At 62.1% G+C, this 25,283-nt stretch carries 33 protein-coding genes; 20 read left to right on the forward strand and 13 right to left on the reverse strand.

The window, feature by feature from the left end; translation table 11 throughout:
- The first annotated feature begins 104 nt into the window (after positions 1-104).
- Positions 105-914, forward strand: coding sequence for a division plane positioning ATPase MipZ (locus Q7J44_RS13870; RefSeq protein ID WP_304880807.1), 810 nt, complete (start codon positions 105-107; stop codon positions 912-914).
- Here the strand turns inward: Q7J44_RS13870 and Q7J44_RS13875 are convergent.
- Both Q7J44_RS13875 and Q7J44_RS13880 read right to left on the reverse strand, forming a co-directional pair.
- A complete protein-coding gene (locus Q7J44_RS13875; RefSeq protein WP_304880809.1) occupies positions 898-1,053 on the reverse strand; it encodes a hypothetical protein in 156 nt (51 codons plus the stop codon). The genes Q7J44_RS13870 and Q7J44_RS13875 overlap by 17 nt on opposite strands.
- 133 nt (positions 1,054-1,186) lie before the next feature.
- A complete protein-coding gene (locus Q7J44_RS13880) occupies positions 1,187-1,591 on the reverse strand; it encodes a helix-turn-helix transcriptional regulator (protein WP_304880811.1) in 405 nt (134 codons plus the stop codon).
- Positions 1,592-1,852: 261 nt separating this feature from the next.
- Between Q7J44_RS13880 and Q7J44_RS13885 the strand changes: the two genes are divergently transcribed.
- From Q7J44_RS13885 to Q7J44_RS13905, 5 genes are all read left to right on the forward strand, one after another.
- Positions 1,853-2,191, forward strand: coding sequence for an AtpZ/AtpI family protein (locus Q7J44_RS13885; protein WP_304880813.1), 339 nt, complete (start codon positions 1,853-1,855; stop codon positions 2,189-2,191).
- Positions 2,184-2,948 (forward strand): F0F1 ATP synthase subunit A, encoded by a 765-nt coding sequence (locus Q7J44_RS13890; RefSeq protein ID WP_304880815.1) that lies wholly within the window; start codon positions 2,184-2,186, stop codon positions 2,946-2,948. The genes Q7J44_RS13885 and Q7J44_RS13890 overlap by 8 nt, the downstream gene beginning before the upstream one ends.
- A 50-nt stretch (positions 2,949-2,998) precedes the next feature.
- Positions 2,999-3,238 (forward strand): F0F1 ATP synthase subunit C, encoded by a 240-nt coding sequence (locus tag Q7J44_RS13895; RefSeq protein WP_103332512.1) that lies wholly within the window; start codon positions 2,999-3,001, stop codon positions 3,236-3,238.
- Between the two features lie 83 nt (positions 3,239-3,321).
- Positions 3,322-3,891, forward strand: a complete 570-nt coding sequence (locus Q7J44_RS13900; protein WP_304880817.1) for a F0F1 ATP synthase subunit B' — start codon at positions 3,322-3,324, stop codon at positions 3,889-3,891.
- Between the two features lie 4 nt (positions 3,892-3,895).
- Entirely contained in the window at positions 3,896-4,453 is a 558-nt protein-coding gene (locus Q7J44_RS13905; protein WP_304880819.1) for a F0F1 ATP synthase subunit B, read from the forward strand.
- Between the two features lie 46 nt (positions 4,454-4,499).
- On the opposite strand, the gene Q7J44_RS13910 is transcribed toward Q7J44_RS13905, so the two are convergent.
- From Q7J44_RS13910 to Q7J44_RS13920, 3 genes are all read right to left on the reverse strand, one after another.
- Positions 4,500-5,267 (reverse strand): FadR/GntR family transcriptional regulator, encoded by a 768-nt coding sequence (locus Q7J44_RS13910; RefSeq protein WP_304880821.1) that lies wholly within the window; start codon positions 5,265-5,267, stop codon positions 4,500-4,502.
- Between the two features lie 131 nt (positions 5,268-5,398).
- Entirely contained in the window at positions 5,399-6,052 is a 654-nt protein-coding gene (locus Q7J44_RS13915) for an OmpA family protein (RefSeq protein WP_304880823.1), read from the reverse strand.
- Between the two features lie 117 nt (positions 6,053-6,169).
- Positions 6,170-7,036, reverse strand: coding sequence for a bifunctional helix-turn-helix domain-containing protein/methylated-DNA--[protein]-cysteine S-methyltransferase (locus tag Q7J44_RS13920; protein ID WP_304880825.1), 867 nt, complete (start codon positions 7,034-7,036; stop codon positions 6,170-6,172).
- Positions 7,037-7,142: 106 nt separating this feature from the next.
- Between Q7J44_RS13920 and nth the strand changes: the two genes are divergently transcribed.
- Positions 7,143-7,787, forward strand: a complete 645-nt coding sequence (gene nth, locus Q7J44_RS13925) for an endonuclease III (protein WP_304880980.1) — start codon at positions 7,143-7,145, stop codon at positions 7,785-7,787.
- Positions 7,784-8,767, forward strand: coding sequence for an adenosine kinase (locus Q7J44_RS13930; protein WP_304880827.1), 984 nt, complete (start codon positions 7,784-7,786; stop codon positions 8,765-8,767). Before nth ends, Q7J44_RS13930 begins: the two co-directional genes overlap by 4 nt.
- On the opposite strand, the gene Q7J44_RS13935 is transcribed toward Q7J44_RS13930, so the two are convergent.
- On the reverse strand, positions 8,700-9,467 hold the full coding sequence (locus Q7J44_RS13935; RefSeq protein WP_304880829.1) for a hypothetical protein: 768 nt from the start codon (positions 9,465-9,467) through the stop codon (positions 8,700-8,702). The genes Q7J44_RS13930 and Q7J44_RS13935 overlap by 68 nt on opposite strands.
- A gap of 75 nt (positions 9,468-9,542) precedes the next feature.
- The gene (locus Q7J44_RS13940; protein WP_304880831.1) at positions 9,543-10,361 is read right to left on the reverse strand and encodes a sulfotransferase family protein; all 819 of its coding nucleotides are present in this window, start codon (positions 10,359-10,361) and stop codon (positions 9,543-9,545) included.
- A 142-nt stretch (positions 10,362-10,503) separates the two neighbouring features.
- On the opposite strand from Q7J44_RS13940, the gene Q7J44_RS13945 reads away from it, so the two are divergent.
- Together Q7J44_RS13945 and Q7J44_RS13950 are read left to right on the forward strand one after the other, a co-directional pair.
- Positions 10,504-12,081 carry a DUF5928 domain-containing protein gene (locus Q7J44_RS13945; RefSeq protein WP_304880833.1) on the forward strand — a complete coding sequence of 526 codons (1,578 nt, stop codon included), beginning with the start codon at positions 10,504-10,506 and terminating at the stop codon, positions 12,079-12,081.
- A 23-nt stretch (positions 12,082-12,104) separates the two neighbouring features.
- The gene (locus Q7J44_RS13950) at positions 12,105-12,476 is read left to right on the forward strand and encodes an HIT domain-containing protein (protein WP_304880835.1); all 372 of its coding nucleotides are present in this window, start codon (positions 12,105-12,107) and stop codon (positions 12,474-12,476) included.
- Between the two features lie 192 nt (positions 12,477-12,668).
- Here Q7J44_RS13950 and polA read toward each other — a convergent pair whose 3' ends face one another.
- Positions 12,669-15,482, reverse strand: a complete 2,814-nt coding sequence (gene polA / locus Q7J44_RS13955; protein ID WP_304880836.1) for a DNA polymerase I — start codon at positions 15,480-15,482, stop codon at positions 12,669-12,671.
- Between the two features lie 323 nt (positions 15,483-15,805).
- On the opposite strand from polA, the gene Q7J44_RS13960 reads away from it, so the two are divergent.
- Complete coding sequence (locus Q7J44_RS13960; protein ID WP_304880838.1) at positions 15,806-16,282, forward strand: GNAT family N-acetyltransferase; 477 nt, start codon at positions 15,806-15,808, stop codon at positions 16,280-16,282.
- A gap of 9 nt (positions 16,283-16,291) precedes the next feature.
- Here Q7J44_RS13960 and Q7J44_RS13965 read toward each other — a convergent pair whose 3' ends face one another.
- From Q7J44_RS13965 to Q7J44_RS13975, 3 genes are all read right to left on the reverse strand, one after another.
- Positions 16,292-16,477, reverse strand: coding sequence for a zinc-finger domain-containing protein (locus Q7J44_RS13965; RefSeq protein ID WP_304880840.1), 186 nt, complete (start codon positions 16,475-16,477; stop codon positions 16,292-16,294).
- Between the two features lie 319 nt (positions 16,478-16,796).
- A complete protein-coding gene (locus tag Q7J44_RS13970; protein ID WP_304880842.1) occupies positions 16,797-17,573 on the reverse strand; it encodes a hydroxypyruvate isomerase family protein in 777 nt (258 codons plus the stop codon).
- Entirely contained in the window at positions 17,574-18,200 is a 627-nt protein-coding gene (locus tag Q7J44_RS13975; RefSeq protein ID WP_304880844.1) for a DUF1285 domain-containing protein, read from the reverse strand.
- Between the two features lie 750 nt (positions 18,201-18,950).
- On the opposite strand from Q7J44_RS13975, the gene Q7J44_RS13980 reads away from it, so the two are divergent.
- Positions 18,951-19,319 (forward strand): hypothetical protein, encoded by a 369-nt coding sequence (locus Q7J44_RS13980; protein WP_304880846.1) that lies wholly within the window; start codon positions 18,951-18,953, stop codon positions 19,317-19,319.
- A 23-nt stretch (positions 19,320-19,342) separates the two neighbouring features.
- Here the strand turns inward: Q7J44_RS13980 and Q7J44_RS13985 are convergent, their stop codons facing one another.
- Both Q7J44_RS13985 and Q7J44_RS13990 read right to left on the reverse strand, forming a co-directional pair.
- On the reverse strand, positions 19,343-19,864 hold the full coding sequence (locus tag Q7J44_RS13985) for a hypothetical protein (RefSeq protein ID WP_304880848.1): 522 nt from the start codon (positions 19,862-19,864) through the stop codon (positions 19,343-19,345).
- Positions 19,865-19,888: 24 nt separating this feature from the next.
- A complete protein-coding gene (locus Q7J44_RS13990) occupies positions 19,889-20,548 on the reverse strand; it encodes a hypothetical protein (RefSeq protein ID WP_304880850.1) in 660 nt (219 codons plus the stop codon).
- 181 nt (positions 20,549-20,729) lie between these two features.
- Between Q7J44_RS13990 and Q7J44_RS13995 the strand changes: the two genes are divergently transcribed.
- Genes Q7J44_RS13995 through Q7J44_RS14030 form a run of 8 tightly spaced genes read left to right on the forward strand, consistent with a single transcriptional unit; the run spans position 20,730 to position 25,237 of the window.
- The gene (locus tag Q7J44_RS13995) at positions 20,730-20,996 is read left to right on the forward strand and encodes a hypothetical protein (RefSeq protein WP_304880852.1); all 267 of its coding nucleotides are present in this window, start codon (positions 20,730-20,732) and stop codon (positions 20,994-20,996) included.
- Positions 20,993-21,130 (forward strand): hypothetical protein, encoded by a 138-nt coding sequence (locus Q7J44_RS14000; protein WP_304880854.1) that lies wholly within the window; start codon positions 20,993-20,995, stop codon positions 21,128-21,130. The genes Q7J44_RS13995 and Q7J44_RS14000 overlap by 4 nt, the downstream gene beginning before the upstream one ends.
- On the forward strand, positions 21,127-21,393 hold the full coding sequence (locus Q7J44_RS14005; protein ID WP_304880855.1) for a hypothetical protein: 267 nt from the start codon (positions 21,127-21,129) through the stop codon (positions 21,391-21,393). Before Q7J44_RS14000 ends, Q7J44_RS14005 begins: the two co-directional genes overlap by 4 nt.
- Positions 21,393-21,629 carry a hypothetical protein gene (locus Q7J44_RS14010; protein WP_304880857.1) on the forward strand — a complete coding sequence of 79 codons (237 nt, stop codon included), beginning with the start codon at positions 21,393-21,395 and terminating at the stop codon, positions 21,627-21,629. Before Q7J44_RS14005 ends, Q7J44_RS14010 begins: the two co-directional genes overlap by 1 nt.
- Positions 21,629-21,943: a hypothetical protein gene (locus tag Q7J44_RS14015; protein ID WP_304880859.1), complete on the forward strand. Its 315-nt coding sequence runs from the start codon at positions 21,629-21,631 to the stop codon at positions 21,941-21,943. The genes Q7J44_RS14010 and Q7J44_RS14015 overlap by 1 nt, the downstream gene beginning before the upstream one ends.
- Complete coding sequence (locus Q7J44_RS14020) at positions 21,940-22,194, forward strand: hypothetical protein (RefSeq protein WP_304880861.1); 255 nt, start codon at positions 21,940-21,942, stop codon at positions 22,192-22,194. Before Q7J44_RS14015 ends, Q7J44_RS14020 begins: the two co-directional genes overlap by 4 nt.
- Positions 22,191-23,069, forward strand: coding sequence for a ParB N-terminal domain-containing protein (locus tag Q7J44_RS14025; RefSeq protein ID WP_304880863.1), 879 nt, complete (start codon positions 22,191-22,193; stop codon positions 23,067-23,069). The genes Q7J44_RS14020 and Q7J44_RS14025 overlap by 4 nt, the downstream gene beginning before the upstream one ends.
- Positions 23,066-25,237, forward strand: coding sequence for a transposase domain-containing protein (locus tag Q7J44_RS14030; RefSeq protein WP_304880865.1), 2,172 nt, complete (start codon positions 23,066-23,068; stop codon positions 25,235-25,237). Before Q7J44_RS14025 ends, Q7J44_RS14030 begins: the two co-directional genes overlap by 4 nt.
- The last annotated feature ends 46 nt before the right edge of the window (positions 25,238-25,283 follow it).

Genomic DNA, 25,283 nt, shown 5'->3' on the forward strand with positions numbered 1-25,283 from the left:
CTGCCATACCGGGGCATCGCGCGCGGGCCGGAGGTGCCTTCGCGCTTTCCCTTGCGCGGCAACCCGCCTAAAAGGGCGGACAGGCTGGGGCAAAGGGGCAAAGCATGGCGCACATCATCGTCGTGGGCAACGAAAAGGGCGGATCGGGCAAATCGACCACCTGCATGCATGTGGCCACCGCCCTTGTCCGGCAGGGCCACCGCGTGGGCGGACTGGATCTTGATCTGCGGCAGAAATCCTTTGGCCGCTATGTCGAGAACCGCCGCGCCTATCTTGCGCGCAGCGGGCTGAGCTTGCCAACGCCCGATTACCGCGATCTGCCCGAGGTGGACGAGGCGACGCTGGCACCGGGCGAAAACCCGTTTGATGCCCGGCTGTCGGCGGCGGTGGCGGCGCTGGACCCGGTATCGGATTTCATCATCATCGACTGCCCCGGCAGCCATACCCGGCTGTCACAGGTGGCGCATTCTCTGGCCGACACGCTGATCACGCCGCTGAACGACAGTTTCATCGACTTTGATCTGCTGGCGCGGACTGATCCGGAAACCGGCAAGGTCAAGGGTCCGTCAATCTATTCCGAAATGGTCTGGAATGCCCGGCAGTTGCGGGCGCAGGCGGGGCTGAAGCCGATTGACTGGATCGTGCTGCGCAACCGTCTGGGCGCGCAGCAGATGCATAACAAGAAAAAGGTGGGTGCCGCGCTGGAGGAATTGTCCAAGCGTATCGGCTTTCGCGTCTCGCCCGGATTTTCCGAGCGCGTCATCTTCCGCGAGCTGTTTCCGCGAGGGATCACTCTGCTGGACCTGAAAGACACCGGCGTGGACCAGCTGAACATCTCGAACATCGCCGCACGCCAGGAAGTGCGCGATCTGATGCGCGAGCTGCGCCTGCCGGGGGTTACGCCGGAGTTCTGACGAACGGCGTCGCCCGCACTTCGCGCCGCGCATCGCGCGAGCCGATGCGGGTCAGACGGTGCATAAAGAAATCATCGGCAAGCTCGGCCTTCGGGGCAAACAAGCCGAATTTCTGAAACAGCGAAAGGGCGTAGGTCATAACCGGCTCCTGATGTGATGTGTCTTCCCCGTTGACCCCAGACTCGCCCCCGGTTGCGGCGAAATCACGGCAGGCTGTGGTCGAAGGCAAGGCAATTTGACGCGGTGCCCGGCGCGCAGCCAACGCCTGCCGGTCAGGTCACATCCTGACCCCCGGTATTTTCAGTCTCCAATATCCCGGGGCTGTCCGCATCCTCTTTCTCACCGGACAATTCCCCCGCCAGAAACCGCTCGAACGCGTCCAGATCAACCGGCTCGAACTGCCCGAAGCCCTGCATCCAGACCGTGGCCGCGCGCAGGGCATCCGGTTCCAGCTTGCACCAGATCACCCGCCCGCGCTTTTCGCGGCTGATCAACCCCGCTTCGGTCAGCACGGTCAGGTGCTTTGAAATCGCGGCAAGGCTCATCCGGAACGGTTCGGCCACGTCGGTCACCGCCATGTCGTCTTCCAGCAACATGGCAAGGATCGCCCGCCGCGTCGGGTCGGCAAGGGCGGCAAAGACCCGGGACAAAACATCGGGGGATTGAGGATCAGTCATCGGCAAAGCATGGGCCTTCTTTGATAAAAAGGTCAACCGCCGGGTTGAGGGTTTCGCGCTGATGATCGGTGGTGCTGGAAAATCAACTGATCAGTTGAATATGCTCCAGCGGTCGGATTGGGGCGCATCGGGGTCGGACATGCTGAATGAGTGACATTTAATTAATTGATTTAAAATGATAATCTCAATTTGCTCGGCCGCTTGACTCGGGCCTGAACTGCCATTAGCACCGCTTCAACCATCTTCATGGGGGCAAGGCTGGTGTCCGACCCGCAAGATCCGTCCGATGGCGCCCGGTTAAAGGTGCTGGAGGCCCGGATTTCGGCGGCAAAGGCAGCCACTGCGCCGGTGCCTCATATGAAGAAAGACTATTCTCAGGCCCAGGTGGCCTGGCGGATGGTCATCGAGCTTGTGGCCGGTCTGGTGATCGGTTTCGGCATCGGATACGGGCTGGATACGCTGTTGGGCACCATGCCGATATTTCTGGTGCTGTTCATCGGGTTCGGTCTGGCCGCAGGGGTGAAAACCATGCTGCGGTCGGCGAATGAGTTGCAGGAACGCCGGCTGGCAAAAGACGCAGCCGATCAAGGGGATGACTGAGGTGGAAGAAGACGTACACACTCAAGGTGGTGATCTGGTGTTCCACCCGATGGACCAGTTCATCGTCAGGCCGCTGTTCGGCGATGGTCCGGTTTTGTGGTACACGCCCACCAACGCGACCCTGTGGATGCTGCTGGCCGTTCTGTGTGTGGTGGCACTGTTCGTGCTGGGCACCCGTGGCCGTGCCGTGATTCCGACCCGGCTGCAATCGGTGGCCGAAGTGTTTTACGGTTTCATCTACAAGATGATCGAAGACGTGACCGGCCATGACGGGGTGAAGTATTTTCCCTGGATCATGACGCTGTTCCTGTTCATCTTCTTCTCGAACATGCTGGCGCTGATCCCGATGTCCTTCTCGCCGACCTCGCAGATCGCGGTCACGGCAGTTCTGGGCTTTGGCGTGTTCTTCGTGGTGACGATCATTGGTTTTGTCAAGAATGGTGCCCACTTCCTCGGCCTGTTCTGGATGAAGGACGCGCCGCTGTTCCTGCGCCCGATCATCGCGGTCATCGAGGTGATTTCCTACTTCGTCCGCCCGGTCAGCCATTCCATCCGTCTTGCGGGCAACATCACTGCCGGTCACGCCGTGATCAAGGTGTTCGCAGCCTTTGCCGGGATCGCGCTGATCGCCCCGGCCTCGATCCTTGCGATCACCGCCATCTACGCGCTTGAAGTGCTGGTGGCCGTGATTCAGGCCTATGTCTTCACGATCCTGACCTGTGTCTACCTCAAGGATGCGCTGCATCCGGGTCACTGATACCGGCTCAACTCTCTCAGAAATCCAAATTCCATCGTAAGGAGCATCACATGGAACTCGCAGCAGCAGCCGCACTCGGCAAATACATCGGCGCCGGTATCGCAGCCATCGGTGCAGGCATTGCAGCCGTCGGCGTGGGCAACGTCGCCGCCAACTATCTGGCAGGCGCCCTGCGCAACCCGTCGGCAGCCGCATCGCAGACCGCGACCCTGTTCATCGGTCTGGCCTTTGCCGAAGCTCTGGGCATCTTCGCCTTCCTCGTCGCCCTTCTGCTGATGTTCGCAGCCTGATCCCCTTTTGACGTCTTGCGAAACAGGGGTGCAGCGCAAATGCGTTGCCCCCTTGAGTTTCAAAGGGTCCGATGGAGGACATGATGGCTACTGAAACACTCGCAGATGGTGTGGTGCAGGGTGGGGCTGCTCTCAGCTCGTGCCTTGGGCTGAACGGCAGTGCCATCGGCATGCCGCAACTTTGCACCGACTGGATGCCGAACCAGATCTTCTGGCTGCTGGTCGCGCTTGCCGCGATCTATTTCTTCCTGTCGCGGATTGGTCTTCCACGCATCGGTTCGGTTCTGGCCGAGCGTCAGGGCACGATCAGCAATGACATCGCGGCGGCTGAAGAGATGAAGCTGCAGGCGGTCGCGGCCGAGCGCGCCTATGTAGAGGCGCTGGAACGTGCCCGCGCAGATGCGAACCGGATTGTGGCAGAGGCCAAGGCTGATATCCAGAAAGACCTGGATGCGGCACTGGCCAAGGCGGATGCCGAGATTTCGGCCAAATCTGCTCAGTCCGAGGTGCGTATTTCTGAAATCCGTGCCGGGGCGATGCAGGCGGTGACCGAGGTTGCCAAGGACACCGCGAAGGAACTGGTTGCGGCTCTGGGTGGTTCGCCCGATGCCCGCGCTGTGACGGCAGCAGTTTCTGCCCGGCTGAAGGGGTAAGGCGATGACCAGACTGACACCTATCCTGCTGGTCCTGATGGCAAGCCCCGCGTTTGCTGCGACCGGCCCGTTCTTCAGCCTGCGCAACAGCGATTTCGTTGTGTCGATCGCGTTTCTGGTTTTTATCGGCATCCTGCTGTATTTCAGGGTCCCGTCGCGGATCACTGGCATGCTCGATGCCCGTGCGGTTCAGATCAAGGCTGATCTGGAAGAAGCCCGGGCGCTGCGCGATGAGGCCAAGGCCCTGCTGGCGTCTTATGAGCGCAAGCAGAAAGAGGTGAAAGAGCAGTCGGACCGCATCGTCGCCGGTGCCAAGGCCGAGGCGGAAGCCGCTGCGGCTCAGGCCCGCGCCGACATGCAACAGTCGATTGCCCGCCGTCTGGCCGCCGCCGAAGAGCAGATCCAGGCCGCCGAGAATTCGGCTGTGCGGGCGGTGCGCGAAGAGGCGATTTCGGTTGCCGTTGCGGCCGCAGGCGCGGTTCTGGCCAAGCAGATGACGGCGGAAAACGCGCAGGCGTCAATTGATGCCGCGATCAGGCAGGTTGACGCAAAGCTGCACTGAACGTTGGTAAATTAAAATCAAAGCCGGCCCTCGGGCCGGCTTTTTTCTATCGTGAGCGTTCGTGGTCAAACCGTTTCTGGGCGATGACTTCGTTCCGTTCGGCCTTGAGCTGGTCGGACAGCGATTGTTCGACATAGGTCAGATGCGCCTCTACCGCCGCTTTGGCGGCTTGCGGGTCGCGTGACTGCAACCCGGTGTTGATGGCGCGGTGCTGGTCCAGCAGCATGTCGCGGGTGGTGCGGTTTCGGAACATCATCTGGCGATTGTAGAACACGCCCTGCCGCAGCAGATCATACATCGACCGCATCATGTGCAGCATCACCACATTATGGCTGGCCTCGATGATCGACAGATGAAATTCGGCATCCAGGCCCGCCTCATCCGTGGGGTCGCGTTTCAGGTGGGCGGCTTCCATCTTCTGGAAAATCGCATCAACCACCTTCCGGTCGGTATCCGATGCCAGCCGCGCCGCGCGTTCCGCGGCCAGCCCTTCCATATCGCGGCGAAAGGCGATGTAGTCGAAGACCGCTTCGTCATGGGTGGCAAACAACTGCACCAAGGCATCCGAAAACGCCGAACCCAGCACATCGGCCACATAGATCCCGGCCCCGGCGCGGCTGACCAGCAGGCCACGGGTCTGCAGATCGGCCACCGCATCGCGCAACGACGGGCGCGATACGCCCATGCGGTCCGACAGTTCGCGTTCCGACGGAAGTCGCTCGCCCGGGCGCAGAATGCCGCGCAGGATCAGCTGCTCGATCTGGCGCACCACCGATTGCGACAGTTTTTCGGTCTGTATTCGTGAAAAGGGCATGAAGCTGGGCACCTGACTGATTGGTCAGAATCTATGACCACGGCGGCGTCTTCTCAAGCGTAAACTGTTTATGTAGGACGCAACAAAACGGGCCGCCGGTGAGGGCGGCCCGTTTCAGTCCTGCGCCGACCTTACTGGGTCGGGCGGATGATGATTTCCACACGGCGGTTTTGCGCGCGCCCGGCGGGCGTTGCATTGGACGCAATCGGCTGATCGAATCCGCGACCGATGGTGGTGATGCGGCCAAACGGCACGCCGCCTTGCGTCAGCACGCCCGACACCGCATTCGCGCGGCGCTGCGACAGATCGTAGTTATACGCGGCTGTCCCGGTATTGTCGGTGTGGCCGATCACCTCGATCCGGCTGTTGGGGTAGCGCAGCAGACTGGTGGCCACGCTGCCCAGATCCGACCGCAGGTCGGGGCGCAGCGAGGCGCTGTCGACGGCGAACAGCAGATCCTGTGGCATGTTCACAGTCAGATAGCTGCCGTGATTGGTCACAGTGACATTCGGGTTGTTGATCGAGCCGCGCAGTTCCGCGGCTTGACGGTCAAGCGTGGCACCGATGGCACCACCTGCCGCAGCACCGATCACGCCGCCGATCACGGCCTTGCCCAGACGGTCGCTGCCAGAGCTGGCCCCTGCGGCTGCGCCGACAAGCCCGCCCATCAGAGCACCTTGTTGAGCGCGGGCATTTGGGTTGTCGGGGAACGCGTTCGGGTCAACACATGCGGTCAGCGCCAGAAGCGATGCCGCGGAAAAAAGAAGGGGGGTCTTGAAGATCATTTCTGCCGCCTCATAAATATTATGCACTGCGGGCAGTGCCCACAGAATGCCTGCAATGTATAGCAACACCCGGGCTGGCCAGAAAGTTCCCATCTGCACTGCGCAGCTTTCCGCGCATCACGTTGCGGTGTCAGTCAGAGCAGCTTCGCTGCGGGCGGATTCGTAGGCCAGTATGGCCCGCTTTACCGGCAGGCCCCAGTGATAGCCGCCCAGGGCCCCGCTTTTGCGCAGGGCGCGGTGGCAGGGGATCAGCAGGCTGATCGGGTTGCGGCCCACGGCCGTGCCGACCGCGCGCACGGCCTTTGGGTGGCCGATGACGGTGGCGATGTCAGAATAGGTGGTGACATGGCCGGAGGGGATGCGCAGCAGCGCCTCCCATACCTTGATCTGGAACGGGGCGCCGATCAGGAACAGTGGTGTGTCGGCATTCTGTCCGGGGCGCGCGCCAAAGGCCTCCAGCACCCATGGACGCAGCATTGCGGGATCATGGACGAACCGCGCCTTGGGCCAGCGGCGCAGCAGGTCATCCGATGCCGCGTCTTCGCCGGTTTCCGACGCAAAGCCGATGCCGCAGATGCCACGTTCGGTGCCGGTGACGATGGCGCGGCCAAACGGGCTGTCGAACCAGCCGTGGCGGATCGTCAGACCCTCGCCCGCGCGGGCAAAATCGCCCGGTGTCATCGCCTCCCATGTCAGGAACAGATCGTGCAACCGGCCAGATCCCGACAGACCCGCGCCATCTGCCGCCGCCAGCGTGGTGTGGCGGGTGGCAAGCAGGGATTTGGCGTGATCAAGCGCCAGATACTGCTGATAGCGCTTGGGGCTGACCCCGACCCAGGCCGAAAACAGGCGCTGGAAATGTGCAGCACTCATCCCCATGCGGGCGGACAGGGCGTCAAGTGTCAGGCCCGGACCTGCCATGTCAATCTCGCGGATGGCGCGACCGATGACGTTGTAATGATAATCAGGCGACAGGTCTGACATGGCGGCTCTCCTTCGCATCACCCTACGGCTGCGGCTGCGGCTTTGCGACCCGTTTCCTGCGGCTTTGCGCCCTTGCGATGCGGGGCGGAGTGTGGTGCAAACGCCTATGGTCAGACAGCTTGATTACCACGAGATGCGCGCGGTCTTTACCCGGTTCCAGGCTGCGGAGCCGGAGCCGAAGGGCGAGCTGGAGCATGTGAATGCCTTTACCCTTGTGGTGGCAGTGGCGCTGTCGGCGCAGGCGACCGACATCGGGGTGAACAAGGCCACAAGGGCGCTGTTCGCGATTGCCGATACGCCCGCGAAAATGCTCGCCTTGGGTGAGGAGGCGCTGACCGGCCATATCAAGACCATCGGCCTCTACCGCAACAAGGCGCGCAATGTCATCAAGTTGAGCCAGATTCTGGTGGACCAGTACGGCGGCGAGGTGCCATCCAGCCGGGCGGCGCTGCAATCTTTGCCGGGCGTCGGGCGCAAGACGGCGAATGTGGTGCTGAACATGTGGTTTCATCAACCCGCGCAGGCGGTTGATACGCATATCTTCCGTGTCGGCAACCGCTCCGGTATCTGCCCCGGTCGCGATGTCGATGTGGTCGAACGCGCCATCGAAGACAACGTACCTGCCGAATTCCAGCACCACGCGCATCACTGGCTTATTCTGCATGGCCGGTATATCTGCACCGCGCGTAAACCAAAATGCGGTATCTGCCCGATCAGCGAGTGGTGCCTTTACGAGGAAAAGACGGAATGAAAACCTATCAGGTCGTGGGTATCGGAAATGCCATCGTCGATGTCTTCGCGCAATCGGATGACAGTTTTCTGGAACTGATGGGCATCGAAAAAGGCATCATGCAGTTGGTGGAACGCGAACGGGGCGAAGTGCTGTATGGCGCGATGAAAGACCGCAAGCAGGCACCGGGCGGGTCGGTGGCCAATACGCTGGCGGGTCTGGGCAACCTTGGGCTGACCACCGGGTTCATCGGGCGGGTGCATGATGATGCTTTGGGCCGGTTCTACGCCCGGTCGATGGATGACAACGGCACCAGTTTCGTCAACGCGCCGGTGCCGGGGGGCGAGTTGCCGACCTCGCGCTCGATGATCTTTGTCTCGCCGGATGGTGAACGGTCAATGAACACCTATCTGGGCATCTCGTCCGAGCTTGGGCCGGATGACGTGGCCGATGAGGTGGCCGGGCAGGCCGAGATCCTGTTCCTTGAAGGCTATCTTTACGACAAACCCAAGGGCAAACAGGCGTTTGAACGCGCGGCGCAGCTGTGCCGGGCCAATGGCGGCAAGGCCGGGATCGCGTTGTCAGACCCGTTCTGCGTCGATCGGCACCGCGATGGCTTCCGCCATCTGGTCAAGGATCTGGATTATGTGATCGGCAACGAACACGAATGGGAATCGCTCTATCAGACCGACCTGAGTTCTGCGCTGGAACAGGCCGCGCAGGATTCCGGGCTGGTTGTCTGCACTCGGTCTGGCCACGATGTCATTCTGGTACAGGGCGATGAACAGGCGGTCGTCCCTGTCAGGCGGATCGTGCCGGTGGATGCCACCGGCGCGGGCGATCAGTTCGCCGCCGGGTTCATCTATGGCATGGCGACGGGGCAAAGCCTTGCCACTTCAGGCCGGATGGGCTGTGTGGCGGCGGCAGAGGTGATCAGCCACTTTGGTGCGCGGCCAGAGGCGGATCTGAAAGCGCTGTTCCGGCGTGAAGGGCTGATCTGACGCCCGCTGCCTGCAACCACATCGCGTCGATCCGGTCGATTTCGGCCGGGTCGAAGCGGTCTTCCTCTTTCCAGTATTTGCCCGAGGGGACGACATACGCCAGATCGGCTTCGCGCGTCAGCGCGGCATGGGTCAGGCGCGGATCATTGGGCAACGGGGTCTGCGCGCGCAGGTCGCGCTGATCCGCACGCGGAAAGACCAACCGGCTTTCCGCCGCGCCTGACAGGTTCACCGCAGCACAACCTGCCTGCGCGGCCAGCAGCATGAAGCGCGCCGATTTCGCCTCCAGCGAGCGCAGGGTGATATCCTTGCGCAAAGGGTCCGCGGTGCCGGTGCCGTAAAAATGTGTGGCCCCCGTGGCGGGATAGACCATATCACAGCCCACAAAGCCGATCACCTGCGGGCGCAGCGCCGCCAGCGCCCAATAGGCGGCGGTAAAGGCCATGGTGCCGCCGGCATAGACAAAGCCACCGAACAGGTTCTGCAACGGCACGTAATCCGCAGATGTGACGATGCTCTGGCGCGGTGAAAGCTGCGCAGGGCGGCGGTCCTGCGGGAAATCATCGGGGTGAATCAGCACATCCCAGTCGGGCCGCACCTGCCAGGCGTTGTTGATGGCGACCAGATGCGCATCGCCCTTTGCCCAGCCCTGCGCCGCCAGCACGCCGGGGCCTGACCCCATGATGATCACCGTCCGCATCAGGCACCCCTTTTGTCGCTGTGCCGCAACCTAGGACGGCCAACCCACAAGACCATGAACCGGGGGATGAAAAGATCAGTCCCCCAGCTTTGCGTGCACCTCGTCCAGATCAATCTGCCCTATGGGCAGCTTGTTGGCCGGATTGTCGAAATCGTATTTGAACAGCTGGAAATCGCGCTTGTAGATCTCCCACACCAGATGGCGCGACAGATCGTCAAAGTAATCCTCAACCGGGTGCGCGCGTTTCGGCCCGTGGCCTTCGCTTTCGTTGAAGCGGGGGATCTGTTTCAGATCAACCGGGTGGCGGTGCGTGGTGTTGTCCAGCACCACCTGCATGCCGTCATTGAACATTTCGGTGAAGAAGATGTGGTCATACCTCCCGCCGTTGACGATGAAGGTAGAGATATGACCCGACATCGCCGACCAGTGAATATCAGGCTCCATCGGTTTGCGCCAGCGGATGGTGTCGCGCGCGAACAACAAAAAGCGGCGGAAGCTTTTGATCTGGTCGAAGTCGAAATCGGTCTCGGGGCTGCCCACCTCAATCCCGTATTTCTGCGCCAGTTGCGGCACCAGATTGCCGCGATAGCGTTTGCCATTGCGCTGGATGCCGCAGATCTTGTCGAAGAACGACGACAGGATGCGCTGATACGGATTGCGCACACAGGTAAAAGCGTAGGAATCGTGCGCCTTCACATTGCGCTCGATCAGTGGCTGGCTGTCTTCCTGCGCCCATTTGTGCAGGCCGGTTTTCGAATCGTGAATGTCGCCATCGAAAAACCTGCCATGGTCGGAATAAAACATGATCTGGCCGATGGTCGAACAGGCGCATTTCGGCACCACGCGGTACACCATGCTTTCGCTTTCCGTCATCCAGGTGCCGGGGAAACCCATAACCAACTGCTCCATTTCTGCCGGGCTTGGCTGCCCGGTGCGCTCTTGAGGGCAAAATCGCAAATAAACGCTGTCGTTTCAACGTGTGTTAAAGCTATTTAGGGAAACAGTGACCTAACCCGCCCCGGGGACGAATGTTCGTATGGCAAGAATAGCCTATATCCTGCTGACCCATAAGGACCCTGACGGCATCATCGCACAGGCCGAGCGATTGACGGCAGGCGGCGATTTTGTGTCGATTCACTTTGACGCCAATGCAAACCAGAAGGATTTTGACCGGATCAGGGGCGCGCTTGCCTCCAACACCTCGGTCACCTTTGCCAAGCGCCGCGTGCGCTGTGGCTGGGGAGAGTGGAGCCTGGTCGAAGCGTCTTTGCTGGCAGTGCGGGCGGCGGTGGATTCCTTTCCGCGCGCGACCCATTTCTACATGCTGTCGGGCGATTGCATGCCGATCAAATCGGCAGACTACACGCATGGGTTTCTCGACCGCGACGATGTCGATTACATCGAAAGCGTCGATTTCTTCAACTCGGACTGGATCAAGACCGGGTTGCGCGATGAGCGGCTGATCTTTCGCCACTTTTTCAACGAACGTTCGCATAAGGACTGGTTCTACCGCTCGATGGAGTGGCAGCGCAAACTGGGACTGACCCGCAAGGTGCCTGCCGATCTGCAGATGCAGATCGGGTCGCAATGGTGGTGCCTGCGCCGCCGCACGATCGAGCAGGTGTTGCAGTTCTGCGACCGCCGCCGCGATGTGATGCGGTTTTTCCGCACCACATGGATTCCGGACGAGACGTTTTTTCAGACGCTGGTCCGCCATCTGGTGCCCGAGCATGACATCCGGTCCCGGTCGCTGACCTTTCTGATGTTCACCGATTACGGCATGCCGGTGACCTTCTACAATGATCACTATGACCTGCTGCTCAGTCAGGATTACATCTTTGCCCGCAAGATCAGCGCGCAGGCCAAGGATCTGAAGGCGCGGTTGGGCAAGCTGTATACAACGAAGAACGTGCAGTTCCAGATCTCGGATGAAGGGCGCAGCCTGTTCCGGTTCCTGACCGGGCGCGGCCGGATCGGCCGCCGTTTTGCGCCACGGTTCTGGGAACGGGAAAGCACGGTCGGGCGCGAACGCCAGCTGATGATGGTGACCTGCAAGAAATGGCATGTTGCCAAACGTCTGGTCGACCGGGTGCGGCAGGTGACCAATATGCCCGCCGTCGACTATCTGTTCAACGAAGACAGCACGCCGCTGCCCGATCTGGGCGGCATCCAGACCACGCTGGAAAAGCGCACCCGCCACCGGCGCGCGCTGGTGCGGATGCTGTTTGACTATTGGGGAACCGACAAGCTGGTGGTGTGCATCGATCCGGCGAATGTCGATCTGATGCAGGATTTCTACAATGACAAGGCAACGGTGCGTCTGCTGGAGATCGATTGCGACTTTACCGATGACTATCTGATCGGCCATGCCCGCCGTGTGGGTCTGGCAGGCGACCGGACCCCGCAGGAAACCATCGACCGGCTGTTGCCGACGATCCGCTATGATGTGAAGTTTGAATCCGACCGGCTGCGCGATGCGGGGTTCAAGGACTTTCACCGCATAAGGCAATCGGCCAGTGTGGATGAAAACACCACGCCTCTGGCCGCGTTTCTTGATATTCCGGTCGACAAGGCGCGCGAAATTGCAGGCAGCGACTATCTGTTTGTGGACTGAACTTCTCAAAGTGGACGGCCCCGATGACCAAAGCATATGATCCCAACAACATCTTTGCCCGCATCCTGCGTGGTGAGATCCCGAACAAGACCGTGCTGGAGACGCCGCACACGCTGGCGTTTCACGACATCGGCCCACAGGCCCCGGTGCATGTGCTGGTGATCCCGAAAGGGGCCTATGTGGATTTCGCCGAATTTGCGGCGAAAGCCTCCGCCGAAGAGCTGGTCGATTTTCACCGCGCCTGCGCGCAGATCTGCGACATGCTGGGCCTGACCGGGCCAGACGGATACCGCGCGATCACCAATGCAGGCCACCATGGTATGCAAGAGGTGCCGCATTACCACCTGCATATTCTGGGGGGGCGGGTTCTGGGCCGTCTGGTCTCGCCCGACTGATCCGAAGGAGCGGCTGCGCCGCACGGTTTTTATCTCGTCGCGCGCGTGCCGCGCGTCTCCTCGGGGCTGCGCTCCGCGCGGGAGTATTTGGATCAAGATGAAAAGGCTGCACGTCCTTGCCATTCATCTTGATCCAAATACTCCGGGGTGAGGCGAAGCCGAGGGGCGGAGCCCCTTTGCGCAAGGGGTGGCTCAGTGCGCGGCGGCCCAGTTGAGGCCCTGACCTGACTCGACGGTCAGCGGCACCTTCAGGCTCAGCACCGGGTGGTGGGCGTTTTCCATGATCGTTTTGGCAATGCGGGTCAGCTCAGCCGCGTCATCTTCGGCGACGTCGAACAGCAGTTCGTCATGCACCTGCAGCAGCATCTTGGCATCCAGATGCGCAATGGCATCGGGCATGCGGATCATGGCGCGGCGGATCACGTCGGCGGCGGTGCCCTGAATCGGCGCGTTGATGGCGGCGCGTTTGGCGAAACCGGCGGTGGGGCCTTTGGCGTTGATTTCGGGCGTATGAATTTTGCGACCGAACAAGGTCTGTACATAGCCTGTGGCCTGCGCTGACCTGACCGTTTCGGACATGTATTCCTTGATGCCGGGAAACCGCTCGAAGTAGCGGTCGATGAAGCCCTGCGCCTCGGCCCGCGGGATGCGCAGGTTGCGGGCGAGGCCGAAGCCCGAGATGCCGTAGATCACGCCGAAGTTGATCGCTTTGGCGCGGCGGCGGATATCGGGGGTCATCTGGTCCAGCGGCACGCTGAACATTTCCGATGCGGTCAGCGCGTGGATGTCGATGCCATCGCGGAACGCCTGTTGCAACGACGGGATGTCGGCAACATGGGCGAGGATGCGCAGCTCAATCTGGCTGTAGTCGAGCGAGACCAGAACCCGGCCCTTTGGCGCGACAAATGCCTCACGGATGCGGCGGCCTTCTTCGGTGCGGATCGGGATGTTCTGCAGGTTCGGGTCGGTCGAGGACAGGCGTCCGGTGACAGCACCCACCAGCGAGTATGAGGTATGCACCCGCCCGGTTTCCGGGTTGATGTGGTCTTGCAGCGCATCGGTATAGGTGGATTTCAGCTTGGCCAGCTGGCGCCAGTCCAGCACGCGGGCGGCCAGTTGCGCGCCTTGTGGAAAGGTGTCTTCCAGCGTGGTGATGTCTTCGAGCACATCGGCCCCGGTGGCATAGGCCCCGGTCTTGCCCTTGGTGCCGCCCGGCAGGCCCAGACGGTCAAACAGCACCTCTCCCAATTGCTTGGGGGAGCCTACGTTGAACTTGTCGCCTGCAAGCGTCTGGATCTCATCCTCCAGCCCGGCCATTTTCTGCGCAAAGGCGTTGGACATGCGCGACAGCGTGTCACGATCCACCTGAATGCCATGCATTTCCATCCGCGCCAGAACCGGCACCAGCGGCCGTTCCAGCGTTTCATAAACGGTGGTGACGGCTGCCCGGTGCAGATTGGGGCGGAACGCCTGCCACAGACGCAGGGTGACATCGGCATCTTCGGCGGCGTATTTCACCGCATCCTCAATTGCCACCCGGTCAAAGGTGATGGCGGATTTGCCCGAGCCAAGCAGCGGCTTGATCGGAATCGGGATATGGCCAAGGTAGGTTTCCGACAGCGTGTCCATGCCATGGTTGTGCAGCCCGGCATACATGGATGATGACATCAACATCGTGTCTTCAATCGGCGCGACAGTCACGCCGACGCGGGCAAAGATCTTCCAGTCGTATTTCATGTTCTGGCCGATTTTCAGGATCGCCGGATCTTCCAGCACCGGCTTCAGCACCGCCAGCACATCATCAAGCGCCAGTTGCCCCGGCACCAGATCGGTCGATCCGAACAGATCGCCGCCGCCCTGTTTGTGGCCGATGGGAATATAGCAGGCGCGGCCCGCATCGACGGCCAGCGATATGCCGACCAGTTCGGCGCGCATCTCGTCCAGACTGGTGGTTTCGGTATCCACCGCGACATGGCCGATGTCGCGGATGTGGTCGGCCCAGACCTGCAGCGCGGGCAGGCTGTCCACCCGTTCATAGCTGCTGTGATCAAAGGGCAGGCGTTCCGGGGTGGCCTGCGCTTGCGGTACGGTGGCCTCAAGCACGGCAGGCGCCTCGACCTGCAGCCGTTCCGCCACGCGGCGGGTCAGGGTGCGGAACTCCATTTCCTGCAGAAAGCCGAGCAGCGCTTCCGGGTCGGGCTCCAGCACCGACAGATCGGCGATGGTGAAATCCAGCGGCACCTGCGCATCCAGCGACACAAGCCGTTTGGAGATGCGGATCAGATCGGCATTGAGGGTCAACGCTTCGCGGCGTTTGGGTTGCTTGATCTCGCCCGCCCGCTCCAGCAGGGTTTCCAGATCACCGTATTCGTTGATCAGCAAGGCGGCGGTTTTCAGCCCGATGCCCGGTGCGCCCGGCACATTGTCGACCGAATCCCCGGCAAGCGCCTGCACATCGACCACCCGTTCGGGGCCGACGCCGAACTTCTCGATCACCTCGTCGCGGTCGATGGTCTTGTCTTTCATCGGGTCACGCATCCGCACGCCATTGCCGACCAGTTGCATCAGATCCTTGTCGGAGGAAATGATGGTGCAGGCCCCCCCGGCCTCCACCGCTTGCCGGGCGAGGGTGGCGATGATGTCGTCGGCTTCAAACCCGTCAATCTCGATACAGGCAACGTTGAAGGCGCGGGTGGCGGCGCGGGTCAGCGGGAACTGCGGGCGCAGGTCTTCGGGCAGCTCTGGCCGGTTGGCCTTATAGAGTGGGTAAATGTCGTTGCGGAAGGTTTTGGATGAGAAGTCGAAGATCACCGCGATATGCGTCGGCACCTCGCGGCCCGATTTCGTCAGCTCGCCCCACAGGATGTTGCAGAACCCGGCAACGGCCCCCACCGGCAGCCCGTCCGATTTGCGCGTCAGCGGCGGCAGCGCATGATAGGCGCGGAAGATATAGGCCGAGCCGTCGATCAGATGCAGGTGGTGCCCCTTGCCGAACTGTTCGCCCATAGCCAAACTCCCGTCATACGATTTGAGGTTGTCTTGCCATGTTCCGGGCTGTCCTGCCACCCTTTGCACGGCAGATTGCGCAGGCTTCCCGCCAAGTGCCCGGACGGAGCGCAGGGGGCTGGCTTGACAGAGGGTGCAAAGCGCGGCAGGGTGCCATCCATGCTGCACCTGATCGCCCGCCACGCTTCGGCGTCGTTTTATTGGACCTGCGCCATATAGGCGGCAGGGCAGTTTCGTCTGAAACCCCCATCAGCCGCCCGCAAGGGTCAGGCCGATGAAAATGGTTCCCCCTCGCGGGCCCTTCGCGAGAGAGAGACCGAGCCGTGATTCCGAACCATCCCCCGATTGATATCCGCCCGCTAGACGCGGCGCATCTGCCCGAGGTGCACCGCATGCTGATCGACCTTGCCGGTCATCATGGCGACGTGGCCACCATCACGCCGTCCCGGTTGCGGGCACTGGTGCTGGATGCGCCCGATATGCGCGGGCTGGTCGCCTTTCCGGCAGACCGTCCGTCCCGTCTTCCGGTCGGCTATGCGCTGCTGTCGCGGCGCACCGACCTGATCACCGGGCGGTCGGGCTATGACATCGCGCATCTGTTTGTGCAGGATGTATTTCGCGGTCAGGGAATCGGCCGGGCGTTGATTGCGGCAGCGCGCGGGCTGGCACTGGCAGAGGGTTGCAGCCGACTGACTATCAGCGCGCATCCCGCCAACGCAGGGGCGGCGGCAACCTACCGCGCCATAGGGCTGACCGAACGGCCTGCACCGGGGCCGTCATTTTCCGTAGCCTTGGTCTGACGGCGCGGCTTAGTGATCGCCGTGGGCATGATCGCGGTCGATCACATAGCGCTTGTCGCAATAGCCACATTCGACATAGCCCAGATCCTGCGGGATCGTCAGCCAGACGCGGGGGTGGCCCAAAGCCCCCTCGCCGCCATCACAGGCGACTTTCCAGGTGGTGACGATCTCGGTTTCTGGCGCGTCGATGCTCATGGCTGGAATCCTGTGGCTTTGCTGCGCCCGCATCATACGGAAAACCGGGGCGCGGGCAAGGGTGGCGCGTGGCTGGCATCGGCAACCCTGTCGTAAATTGGCCACCCCGGCCGTCCTCCCCGCGCCCCGATGCCGGCCTCTGGCCTTGTCTGCAAAACCCGCACAAGCAGCCCTACCCATGCCATACGTTTGCCATACCTGAACCAGACGCGCACCATACCCGGAAAACCGCGTTCATTCCGGCCAGAATGCTCTCCTGTCTGCGCTCAGGGCGCGCGCGGCTGGGCATACCCAGAGTACCCGGCGTGACAGTCTGTGATCAGTCGCCGATCGGGCGGTTGCGCGATTTCAGCGCCTGCAGCCACATCAGCCCGTGCACAGTGGCGCGGCTGGGGCGGTATTCCCCCGCCACCCAGACCGTGCCCGCGGCCGCATCCAGATCGGCGCACAGGGCGGGCAGATCAAACCCGCCGCCGCCCGGTTCATTGCGCGACGGGAAGCCCGCAATCTGCACATGGCTGACGCGGTGGCGGTGCGTATCCCAGACCGTGGTGGCATTGCCGTGAATGCGCGCGGCGTGCCAGACATCGAACTGCAACCCGATCTGGGCTGCGTTCAGGTCTTCCAGAATGCGGGCGGCCTGATCGAAATCGTTCAGGAAATAACCCGGCATATCATCGGGGTTGATCGGTTCCACCGTGATGGCAAGCTCAGGGGCCTGCCCTGTCGCCCACAGCAGATTCTCGCGGTAGACCTGTTCGGCCATCGGCCCTTTGGCCACCCCGGCCATCACATGCACCCGTTCCGCCCCCAACCGGTTGGCCACGGAAGCCGCGCGCAGAAAGCCATCGCGAAACACGGCTTCCTGCCCCGGCACCGCCGCAAAGCCCCTGTCCCCCGCCGACCAGTTGCCGGGGGGGGTGTTGATCAGCGCCAGCGGCAGGCCGGACAGCGCCTTTTCCCACTCCGCCTCGGGGTGGTCATAGGGGAACAGCACTTCAGCCCCGTCGAACCCGGCCTGTGCGGCCAGTTCCGGCCGGTGCAGGCTGGGCACCTCGGTGAACAGCATCGTCAGATTGGCGGCAAATCGGGGCATTCAGGGCAAGTCAGCCGATGGGATCATGGGAAAGAAAACACCTGCCGACCAGACGCCGAACCAGGGGGTGCCGTCAACATCTTCCTGCATACCAAGGTCAACAAGCCGGTAGAAGGTCTTGCGGTCAATCAGCGCCTCCATCCCGGCGCGGATGTGGATATAGGGCGCAGGCTCGTCGCTTGTCGCATCGCGCGCCACCCGGATCGCATGGGCTGTATCGGCCAACACCACGTCTTCGGTTTTGGTGGTGAAGGTCAGACACTGGCTGCGCCCGCTGCCCTTTGCCGTGAAATCCACCGCCAGAAACGGCGCATCCTCCACCTGAATGCCAACCTTTTCCACCGGGGTGACAAGGAAGTACCGATCCCCCTCGCGCTTCAGGATCGAGGAAAACAGCTTCACCATCGGGGCCCGGCCAATCGGGGTGCCGTCGTGAAACCAGGTGCCGTCGCGGGCAATGCGCATGTCGATCTCACCGCAATAGGGCGGGTTCCACAGATGCACCGGCGGCGGCCCCTTCTTCGGCAGCGCCGCCAGCGACGCGCTCAGCCCCTCCGCCGAAACGGTGGCGGGTTCATCGGTCGGGTGGGGCGGTTTCTGGTCAGGCGGTTCCGGGCGGGTCGGCATGAGGCGGGGCAGTCCTTTCGCGGGGCCAAAGCCCGGGGAGTTTCGATACCCCTATGTAAGAGCGCCGGCGCGATTTGACCACTGCCGCGTTCGGGCAGCATCGCGCCGGGTCCCCGCGCCGCTCTGGAAGTCGGGCTTGCCTTGTCCGGATGAGACTGGCAATGGAAGCGCGTCTGCGGCCTTGTCCGGCCTCGACCACCGTGGCGCAGCGGGCGCGCAGCCTTTTGCCCGGCGAGACAATTGGTACAAATCTGCGTGGCGGCCACGCCCAGTGTGCGTTGACACCGATATCTGCAGTAAATGCGGGATTAGGTGGCAATTGGTGGGAAGTGCTGATTGTCGCGGGTTTTCAGAGGGTTGTGGCGACGTGGCGGGGCAAGGGGCTTTGCGGGCTGAAACTTGCATAGGGGCCGGGATCGGGGCGTAGGGCGTGCTGCGGGCCGATTTGAGGGCTAAGGCGGACGGGCGGGCTTAGAATGTTTAAACCCCAATGAAATAAGCCTTAAACGCTGTCTGAAAGCGCCGGTGAAAGATGCATCTTCCACACTCTCGATGCTCGGAACATGCAAATCGGCCCGCGAGTTCGTCCGGCATTTGCATGTTCGGGCTAAGTGGCCGGAACTTAAGAGAAACAGTGAGATCGCGGGCCGAAGCTGGCGCAACCGAACATGCAAACGATTTTGCCTTGCATGGTCTGAGTCAGTCGCCTTGGATCGGCACTCGGGCCGCGCTGGTCACGGACAAAGTGAGTTGCAGTATGCCCGCGTGTTCCCGTATCGTTCCGGGATGTCTCGCCGCAGCTCCCCTCAGCGCATCACTGATGAACAGGCCTTTCCGGTGCGGGTGATCCTGCGCGAGTTGCCTGGTGGGTTCGCTGCCGCGCTGGGACCGGGCCGCGATCCGCACAGATGGATGCAGGAGAACATCGGGCCGGGAGAGATGGCGCTGTACGGCTGGCACACGGTGTATTGCCCAGACGGATTCGCGCTGTTTGCCAGATCCTGCGGTGATGCCGCGAAGTTCCTTGCTGCCTTTCCGGAATTCGAGATCGCCGATGGAACGGTGATGGAGATCTACAACTCTCCCTACGTGACAAGGGGCCGTCGCAACCGCCGTTGAACGGTGGGCAGGCTGCCGTGCGCTCAGTTGTCTGGAAGCCCGTTTTGCAGAAAGGATTCGACGCAAAGAATATTGGTAAGTGCTGCAACATGGTCATCGGTCAGCAGTTCAGAACAAGCTGCGTAGACCGCAGTTCGGACCTGTCGCCTGTTTTCTTCTTCCCGCAGGGTGCCTGCAGCAATCAGGTCTCTCCCATTCTTCTGAAAAAAGTCGGCCGCTGCCTTTCTGGCTTCGTCCCGAGCAGCTGTCGCAGCCTTTTCTTCGAGAATGGTAGCCGATTCCACAAAGCGACCGGTGGGGTGGTGATACTCCCATTCGGTGTTGAACCCCGCTGTCAGACAGGATGCTGCCGAGAGGATCGCCTGCGTGTTGAAGACTGAGCGCCATTCCAGGATGCTGGCCGCATACCCATCAAAGGCAACGCGATCACCGATCTCGATCGCTTTATGGCAGTTGGTTGCGGTGTCATTATAGGTGTCAGCGATGCCAGATGTCGGTGCACTGACTGCAAGTGCAGACAGGATGATATACTTAAGAAAATGCATGCCTGGGGCTCCTGTTCTTTCGCTTCATTGGTGGGGCATGAAGCCCAGCCAGGCAACCTTGCCTGCTGGCCGAACATCGCTTGCACTCCAGTTGCGGATCAGGCGCGGCGCAGTTTCACGATTCGCGCTTTCGATAATCAGGTCTGCGCCGTCGAATGAGACGGAGGCAACAGAAACTCCAGCGGGCTCCTTCAAAGCCCAAAGAGCAAAGCCCCGGCGAGGGGCTGACGTGTCGATCATGGCAAGGGTTCTGGCGGCATCGAACCCGGTTATGCTGACCATGGTTGGGGCCACCGCGACGAGGTTGTCGAGGATCAGGCCGTTCGAGCTTAGCCAGCTGTCCAGGAAAGCAACAGGTGCGGATCCAGAGCCAATTTTGGGTTCAAACCAAGGAATTGGCGAGAAACCAGCCCGCATGGGATTTTTGCTGGAAAAATCATCCACGGGCGTTCCCTCATTCATTGCGCCGGGCTTTTGTCGGTAAGGGCCGAAATAGAGTTCCCATCCGAGTGCGGCCGCCATTGCCTCCAACCTGTCGATCGCCGGTGAGGAACCCTTCTTGAGGCTTTGAATGGCGGTGTTGTCCGCCTTTCCAAAAGCGCGCAGACCCAGCTGCGCCTGAGACATGCCCAGTTCGGCAAGACGATTTTCGATGAGAGAAAGGAGCTGGGCTGGAGCATACATGATGTAAATTTACACTGTTTAGCCAGCGTCGCACAAGGCGGGCACTCAAGCAACAAACTGTGTCCAAAATGATGGAAATAACCATTGACTAAATGATGGAAATATCCATTAATTAGGCATGCAGTACGAACACCTCACACAGCTTGCTTCGGCCTACGCCGCTTACCTCGACAGGTCGCTTATGACCGTCGCCAAGCGGGTGGGGGTCCACAACAGAACCTTTGTCCTGCTCGGTCAGGGCAAGGGATGCCACTTCGACACCTTTGTGCAGTCGATGAGTTGGTTCGCGGAGAACTGGCCCGCCGATCTGGAGTGGCCCGAAAATGTGCCGCGCCCCGATCCACCGAAAGCCAAGCCCGCCCGCAAGGGTTCAGCACCGCTTCCCCAAAATGTTGAAACCGCTGCCCTGCGCCTATCGCAGGCAGGCCTTAGTAAGGAGTGCCCATGATGCTGAAAAGGCTGCTTCAGCGCCTTGACGCCTTTGAAGATGACCCCATTGCCCCGGTGCTTGGGGTGATGATCCTTGCCGGTCTGCTGTTTGCCATCCTGCTGGTGCCGACGCCCGGCGTGGTGACGCAATGATCGCCCCCAGCTTGGTCCCCAAGGTCGGGGTGGATGATCTGACGCCTGAAGCATGGATTGCTGAGGTGGTCGAGCTGTCGGGCCGCATCCGTCAGCTTCGTGAGACCCCCTGCGATATCAGCAGTGTGGCGATCTTCGGGCGGGCGCATGTTGTTGAGTTTCTGAGCGAAGATCTGGTCGCGTTGATGGGCCATCCCAAGGCGCAGCCATGGCTGGCTGAAATTCAGGCCGGTGTCGGGGTGATGTTCGGGAGGGCCAGCTGATGCCCGTTATGATGGGAGTGCCGCAAGCCTGGACGGATGCGATGGGCCATCTGCGGGAGGCCTTGATCGCCCGTGAGCAGATGCGCGACCGGGCCGCGCCGCAGCCCGCGCGGGATATTGCCACTGTCCGCTACACGCAATCGGTGGACGCTTTGGTCGATGCGCTGGACCGCTGCATGACGCGGCAGCTGCTGGGGCGGATCACGGGCTGGCTGGCGCGGGAGGGCAACCACTGATGGCTTTCATGTTGCCCAAACCCGCACTGGCCAAGTTCACGGTAGAGCCATCGCGCAGCGGCTATCTGGTCTACACGCCGGATCGTGAGGTTGCGGCCGGGCCGTTCACCGACCGCAACCGCGCCCTGATGGACTGCGATCACCGCCAGCAGGAGGCGGATGCAAAGCGCAAGCGCGGCCCGCGTCCCTGCATGTGCTGCACGCAGATCTTTGAAAGTGACGGTCCGCACAACCGGCTTTGCGCCGGGTGTCGGCTGGCGTCGCATGACACCCAAGCCTTCACCTTCATCAACCCCCGGAGGCGCACGGGATGAGCGGACAGCTCGGCCACATCAAGGCGGCGCGGCTGGACAGCCCCCGGTTGCAGCGCGTGTTGCAGCTGCTGTCCGACGGCAAGCCCCGCACCACGCGCGAGATCGTGCGCAAGGCGCGGGTTATGGCCGTGAACGCCGCCGTTGCCGAGCTGCGCCATCACGGCGCGGAGATCACCTGCGTCAAGCAAATGGCCCCCGGCGGGCACGGCTGGCGCTTTTACTACACCATGACGAAGGCCCCAAAAACATGAAGAACCTGCCGTCGCCAATCCTGACCCGCGTCACGCTATCCGAGATAAGGGCCAGCAACCGTCTGCGCCCGGTTTCGCAGGCTGGGGTCGAGGCCATCCTCGCCTCGGTTGCCGAAATCGGACAGATCAAAGACCCAATGCACGTGCGCGCGAAGAAGGACGGCCTGATCCTGCTGGCAGGCGGTCACCGCATGGCTGCATACATCAGTCTTGGGATTGAAGAGGCTGATGTCTGGCTGTGGTCGGGCATCACCGATGATGTCGCGCGGCTGATTGAGATCGACGATAACCTTGCGGGCGCAGAGATGAATGCGCTCGACACGGCGGTCTTCCTTGCAGAGCGCAAGAAGGTCTATGAGCGGTTGCATCCGGAGACTGCGGCTGCAGCCTTCAAGGGCAACCAGCACACCGGCAGTGTGGCGGCGGACACGATGTCCGTCACCAGCTTTGCCCGCGCCACGGCTGAAAAGTTCGGCATGTCGGATCGGCATGTGCGCCGGTTGATCGAGGCGGGAACCAAGCTGGGGGTCGATTCCGCACGTCTGCGGCAGGCCCCGCGCCCGGTGTCGCTGAAGGATCTGATCGAGATCGCAAAGATATCAGAGGTCACGGAGCGCTACGCGGTCATCGACGCCCTGATAAATGGACAGGTGAAGTCTGCTGGCGAGGCCCGGCGCGTCTGGACCGCCAAGGAAGCGGGCCATCAGGTTCCGATCAAAGACCCCGTTGAAGACGGGTTTCAGGCTTTGATGAAGGCTTGGGAACGTGCTCCGATGGCCGCGAAAAAGCGCTTCTTGCTGGAGCATGAAAAGGACATCTGGGAGGCACAGAACAAAGGCGCGCCACTGGCCAACTGGTCGGAGGCCGCTGAATGACAACCCGTCTGACCCCCGCGCGCGAATGGTGGACCGCCGAAGAGATTGCCGCCGCCGCGCTGCCCGATATGCCCGCCACCCGGCAGGGCGTGGATGCGGTGATCAAGCGCGACTTCTGGCGCGGCAATCCGGGCCACGCCCGGCGGCGCGAGGGTCGGGGCGGGGGTTGGGAGTACAGCTGGCGTCTGTTCCCCAGCCGGGCACAGCGCAAGCTGCTGTCGGAAGTCGCAGCCCCCGTGGCGTCGGAGCGCCCGGCGCGGGATGAGGCATGGGCGTGGTTTGATGGGCTGCCGCAGGCGGTCAAGGACAAGGCGCAGGCCCGGCTGCTGATCATCCAGAAGGTCGAGGCGCTGGAACCTGCCGTGGGCAAGCATATGGCAATCGTCAATGTGGCCCGGCTGGATGGCATCGCCACCCGGACCATCTGGAATTGGATGGGCGCAATAGACGGGGTGCGGTCAGAGGACCGGCTGGCCTATCTCGCGCCCCGCCACCGGGCTGCGCCAGAGGGCCAGCGCCGGGCGGCGGTCAAGGATTGCGATCCGGACTTCTTTGACCAGATCAAGGCCGATTTTCTGCGCAATGAGGCCCCGCCCTTCACCGACTGCTATCGCCGCGCATTGCGGGTGGCGAAGGCCAAAGGCTGGGCCACCTTGCCGGAACGCACCATGCGGCGGCGGCTGGATGCGGCGGTATCGACCGCCGTCCAAGTGCTGGCGCGGCAGGGTGTCGATGCCCTGAAGCGGATGTTTCCGGTGCAGGTGCGCGACAAGACCTGTCTGGGCGCAATGGAGGCGGTGAACGCCGACTTCCACAAGTTCGACGTCTTCGTCAAATGGCCTGCGCCCAAGGGTGAACCGGAACAGATCATCCGCCCGCAGATGGTGGCGTTTCAGGACATCTATTCCGGGCGCATCCTGTCATGGCGGCTGGACGTCACACCGAACAGCACGGCCGTGCTGCTTTGCGCCGGGGACATGATCAGCGAATGGGGTATTCCGGAGCATGTGCTTCTGGACAACGGGCGCGAGTTTGCGGCCAAGTCGATCACCGGCGGAGCCTCGACCCGGTACCGCTTCAAGGTCCGCGAAGAGGACATTCCCGGCCTGTTCACCGCACTGGACTGCAAGATCCATTGGGCCACGCCCTATAGCGGTCAGTCAAAGCCGATTGAGCGGGCCTTCCGCGATATGTGTTCATCCATCGCCAAAGACCCGCGCTTTGCCGGGGCCTATACCGGCAACCGCCCTGATGCGAAGCCGGAAAACTACGGGTCAAAAGCAATCCCGCTGGAAGATTTTCTGACCGTGCTGGCCGAGGGCATTGAAGAGCACAATACCCGGCAGGGGCGGCGGTCAGAGGTCGCCTTTGGCCGGTCATTCGCCGAGGTCTTCGAGGAAAGCTATGTCGCGCGCCCGATCAGGAAGGCAGCCGAGGCGCAGAAGCGCTGGTGGTTGCTGGCGGCTGACCGGCTGCGCACTGACACCAACACAGGCGCTGTCTGGTTTCAGGGGAACGAGTTCTGGTCGGACTGGATGCAGAAGATCGCCGGACAGCGCGTGGTCATCCGCTTTGACCCTGCCGCGTTCTGGGACGGGGTTCACATCTATTCAGAGGGCAATGCCTATCTGGGCCATGCCCCAGTGCGGCAGAAGGTCGGGTTCTTCGACATGGACGAGGCCCGCGCCCACAGCCGTGCACGGGGCGCATGGATCAAGGCCGAGCGCGCCGCCCTTGAGGCGCAGCGCCGCATGACCGCGGCCGAGGTGGGCCGCAGTCTGGACGAGCTGGCCGAGTCGGCTGAGCTGCCCGCCCCGTCGCCCGAGGCAAAGGTGGTGCGCCCGACCTTTGGCAAGCGCGGACAGGTCAGGCCGCCGGAAGCGGCGCAAGCTGCACGGCGCGGACAGCCGGTGGAAGACCGGGCAGAGATTGCAGCCGGACAGGCCGTGATCGTGGCCGATCTGTCCGCCAGGATGTTGCGCGCCCAGCCCTCGGAAGAGGCCCCGCGCGACCGCTATCTGCGGGCGCTGGATCTGGAAGCCCGCATGGAGCGCGGGCAGGCCGTGACCACCGATCAACAGCGCTGGCTCAGCGTTTACCAGCATACCGCCGAATATCAGGCGGAGGCGCAGATGCGTCGCGACTTTGGCGACGCCTATCTGGGATGAGGAAAACCGCCGGGGGCTGGCAGGCCCACCGGCGGCAAAAACAGGC

Origin of the sequence: Pseudotabrizicola sp. (assembly GCF_030656345.1) — a bacterium.
GTDB lineage: Bacteria > Pseudomonadota > Alphaproteobacteria > Rhodobacterales > Rhodobacteraceae > Pseudotabrizicola.

What these genes read in the sequence shown, in the direction of transcription:
- Q7J44_RS13985 (WP_304880848.1), bottom strand. Translation starts at nt 19,864, where the DNA reads ATGCATTTTCTTAAGTATATCATCCTGTCTGCACTTGCAGTCAGTGCA.
- Q7J44_RS13965 (WP_304880840.1), bottom strand. Translation starts at nt 16,477, where the DNA reads ATGAGCATCGACGCGCCAGAAACCGAGATCGTCACCACCTGGAAAGTC.
- Q7J44_RS14020 (WP_304880861.1), top strand. Translation starts at nt 21,940, where the DNA reads ATGAGCGGACAGCTCGGCCACATCAAGGCGGCGCGGCTGGACAGCCCC.
- Q7J44_RS13975 (WP_304880844.1), bottom strand. Translation starts at nt 18,200, where the DNA reads ATGCCGACCCGCCCGGAACCGCCTGACCAGAAACCGCCCCACCCGACC.
- polA (WP_304880836.1), bottom strand. Translation starts at nt 15,482, where the DNA reads ATGGGCGAACAGTTCGGCAAGGGGCACCACCTGCATCTGATCGACGGC.
- Q7J44_RS13950 (WP_304880835.1), top strand. Translation starts at nt 12,105, where the DNA reads ATGACCAAAGCATATGATCCCAACAACATCTTTGCCCGCATCCTGCGT.
- Q7J44_RS14010 (WP_304880857.1), top strand. Translation starts at nt 21,393, where the DNA reads ATGCCCGTTATGATGGGAGTGCCGCAAGCCTGGACGGATGCGATGGGC.
- Q7J44_RS14000 (WP_304880854.1), top strand. Translation starts at nt 20,993, where the DNA reads ATGATGCTGAAAAGGCTGCTTCAGCGCCTTGACGCCTTTGAAGATGAC.
- Q7J44_RS14030 (WP_304880865.1), top strand. Translation starts at nt 23,066, where the DNA reads ATGACAACCCGTCTGACCCCCGCGCGCGAATGGTGGACCGCCGAAGAG.
- Q7J44_RS13970 (WP_304880842.1), bottom strand. Translation starts at nt 17,573, where the DNA reads ATGCCCCGATTTGCCGCCAATCTGACGATGCTGTTCACCGAGGTGCCC.
- nth (WP_304880980.1), top strand. Translation starts at nt 7,143, where the DNA reads ATGGTCAGACAGCTTGATTACCACGAGATGCGCGCGGTCTTTACCCGG.
- Q7J44_RS13875 (WP_304880809.1), bottom strand. Translation starts at nt 1,053, where the DNA reads ATGACCTACGCCCTTTCGCTGTTTCAGAAATTCGGCTTGTTTGCCCCG.
- Q7J44_RS13915 (WP_304880823.1), bottom strand. Translation starts at nt 6,052, where the DNA reads ATGATCTTCAAGACCCCCCTTCTTTTTTCCGCGGCATCGCTTCTGGCG.
- Q7J44_RS13910 (WP_304880821.1), bottom strand. Translation starts at nt 5,267, where the DNA reads ATGCCCTTTTCACGAATACAGACCGAAAAACTGTCGCAATCGGTGGTG.
- Q7J44_RS13870 (WP_304880807.1), top strand. Translation starts at nt 105, where the DNA reads ATGGCGCACATCATCGTCGTGGGCAACGAAAAGGGCGGATCGGGCAAA.
- Q7J44_RS13995 (WP_304880852.1), top strand. Translation starts at nt 20,730, where the DNA reads ATGACCGTCGCCAAGCGGGTGGGGGTCCACAACAGAACCTTTGTCCTG.
- Q7J44_RS13880 (WP_304880811.1), bottom strand. Translation starts at nt 1,591, where the DNA reads ATGACTGATCCTCAATCCCCCGATGTTTTGTCCCGGGTCTTTGCCGCC.
- Q7J44_RS13930 (WP_304880827.1), top strand. Translation starts at nt 7,784, where the DNA reads ATGAAAACCTATCAGGTCGTGGGTATCGGAAATGCCATCGTCGATGTC.
- Q7J44_RS14005 (WP_304880855.1), top strand. Translation starts at nt 21,127, where the DNA reads ATGATCGCCCCCAGCTTGGTCCCCAAGGTCGGGGTGGATGATCTGACG.
- Q7J44_RS13945 (WP_304880833.1), top strand. Translation starts at nt 10,504, where the DNA reads ATGGCAAGAATAGCCTATATCCTGCTGACCCATAAGGACCCTGACGGC.
- Q7J44_RS14015 (WP_304880859.1), top strand. Translation starts at nt 21,629, where the DNA reads ATGGCTTTCATGTTGCCCAAACCCGCACTGGCCAAGTTCACGGTAGAG.
- Q7J44_RS13935 (WP_304880829.1), bottom strand. Translation starts at nt 9,467, where the DNA reads ATGCGGACGGTGATCATCATGGGGTCAGGCCCCGGCGTGCTGGCGGCG.
- Q7J44_RS13890 (WP_304880815.1), top strand. Translation starts at nt 2,184, where the DNA reads ATGACTGAGGTGGAAGAAGACGTACACACTCAAGGTGGTGATCTGGTG.
- Q7J44_RS13990 (WP_304880850.1), bottom strand. Translation starts at nt 20,548, where the DNA reads ATGTATGCTCCAGCCCAGCTCCTTTCTCTCATCGAAAATCGTCTTGCC.
- Q7J44_RS13905 (WP_304880819.1), top strand. Translation starts at nt 3,896, where the DNA reads ATGACCAGACTGACACCTATCCTGCTGGTCCTGATGGCAAGCCCCGCG.
- Q7J44_RS13940 (WP_304880831.1), bottom strand. Translation starts at nt 10,361, where the DNA reads ATGGGTTTCCCCGGCACCTGGATGACGGAAAGCGAAAGCATGGTGTAC.
- Q7J44_RS13895 (WP_103332512.1), top strand. Translation starts at nt 2,999, where the DNA reads ATGGAACTCGCAGCAGCAGCCGCACTCGGCAAATACATCGGCGCCGGT.
- Q7J44_RS13900 (WP_304880817.1), top strand. Translation starts at nt 3,322, where the DNA reads ATGGCTACTGAAACACTCGCAGATGGTGTGGTGCAGGGTGGGGCTGCT.
- Q7J44_RS14025 (WP_304880863.1), top strand. Translation starts at nt 22,191, where the DNA reads ATGAAGAACCTGCCGTCGCCAATCCTGACCCGCGTCACGCTATCCGAG.
- Q7J44_RS13920 (WP_304880825.1), bottom strand. Translation starts at nt 7,036, where the DNA reads ATGTCAGACCTGTCGCCTGATTATCATTACAACGTCATCGGTCGCGCC.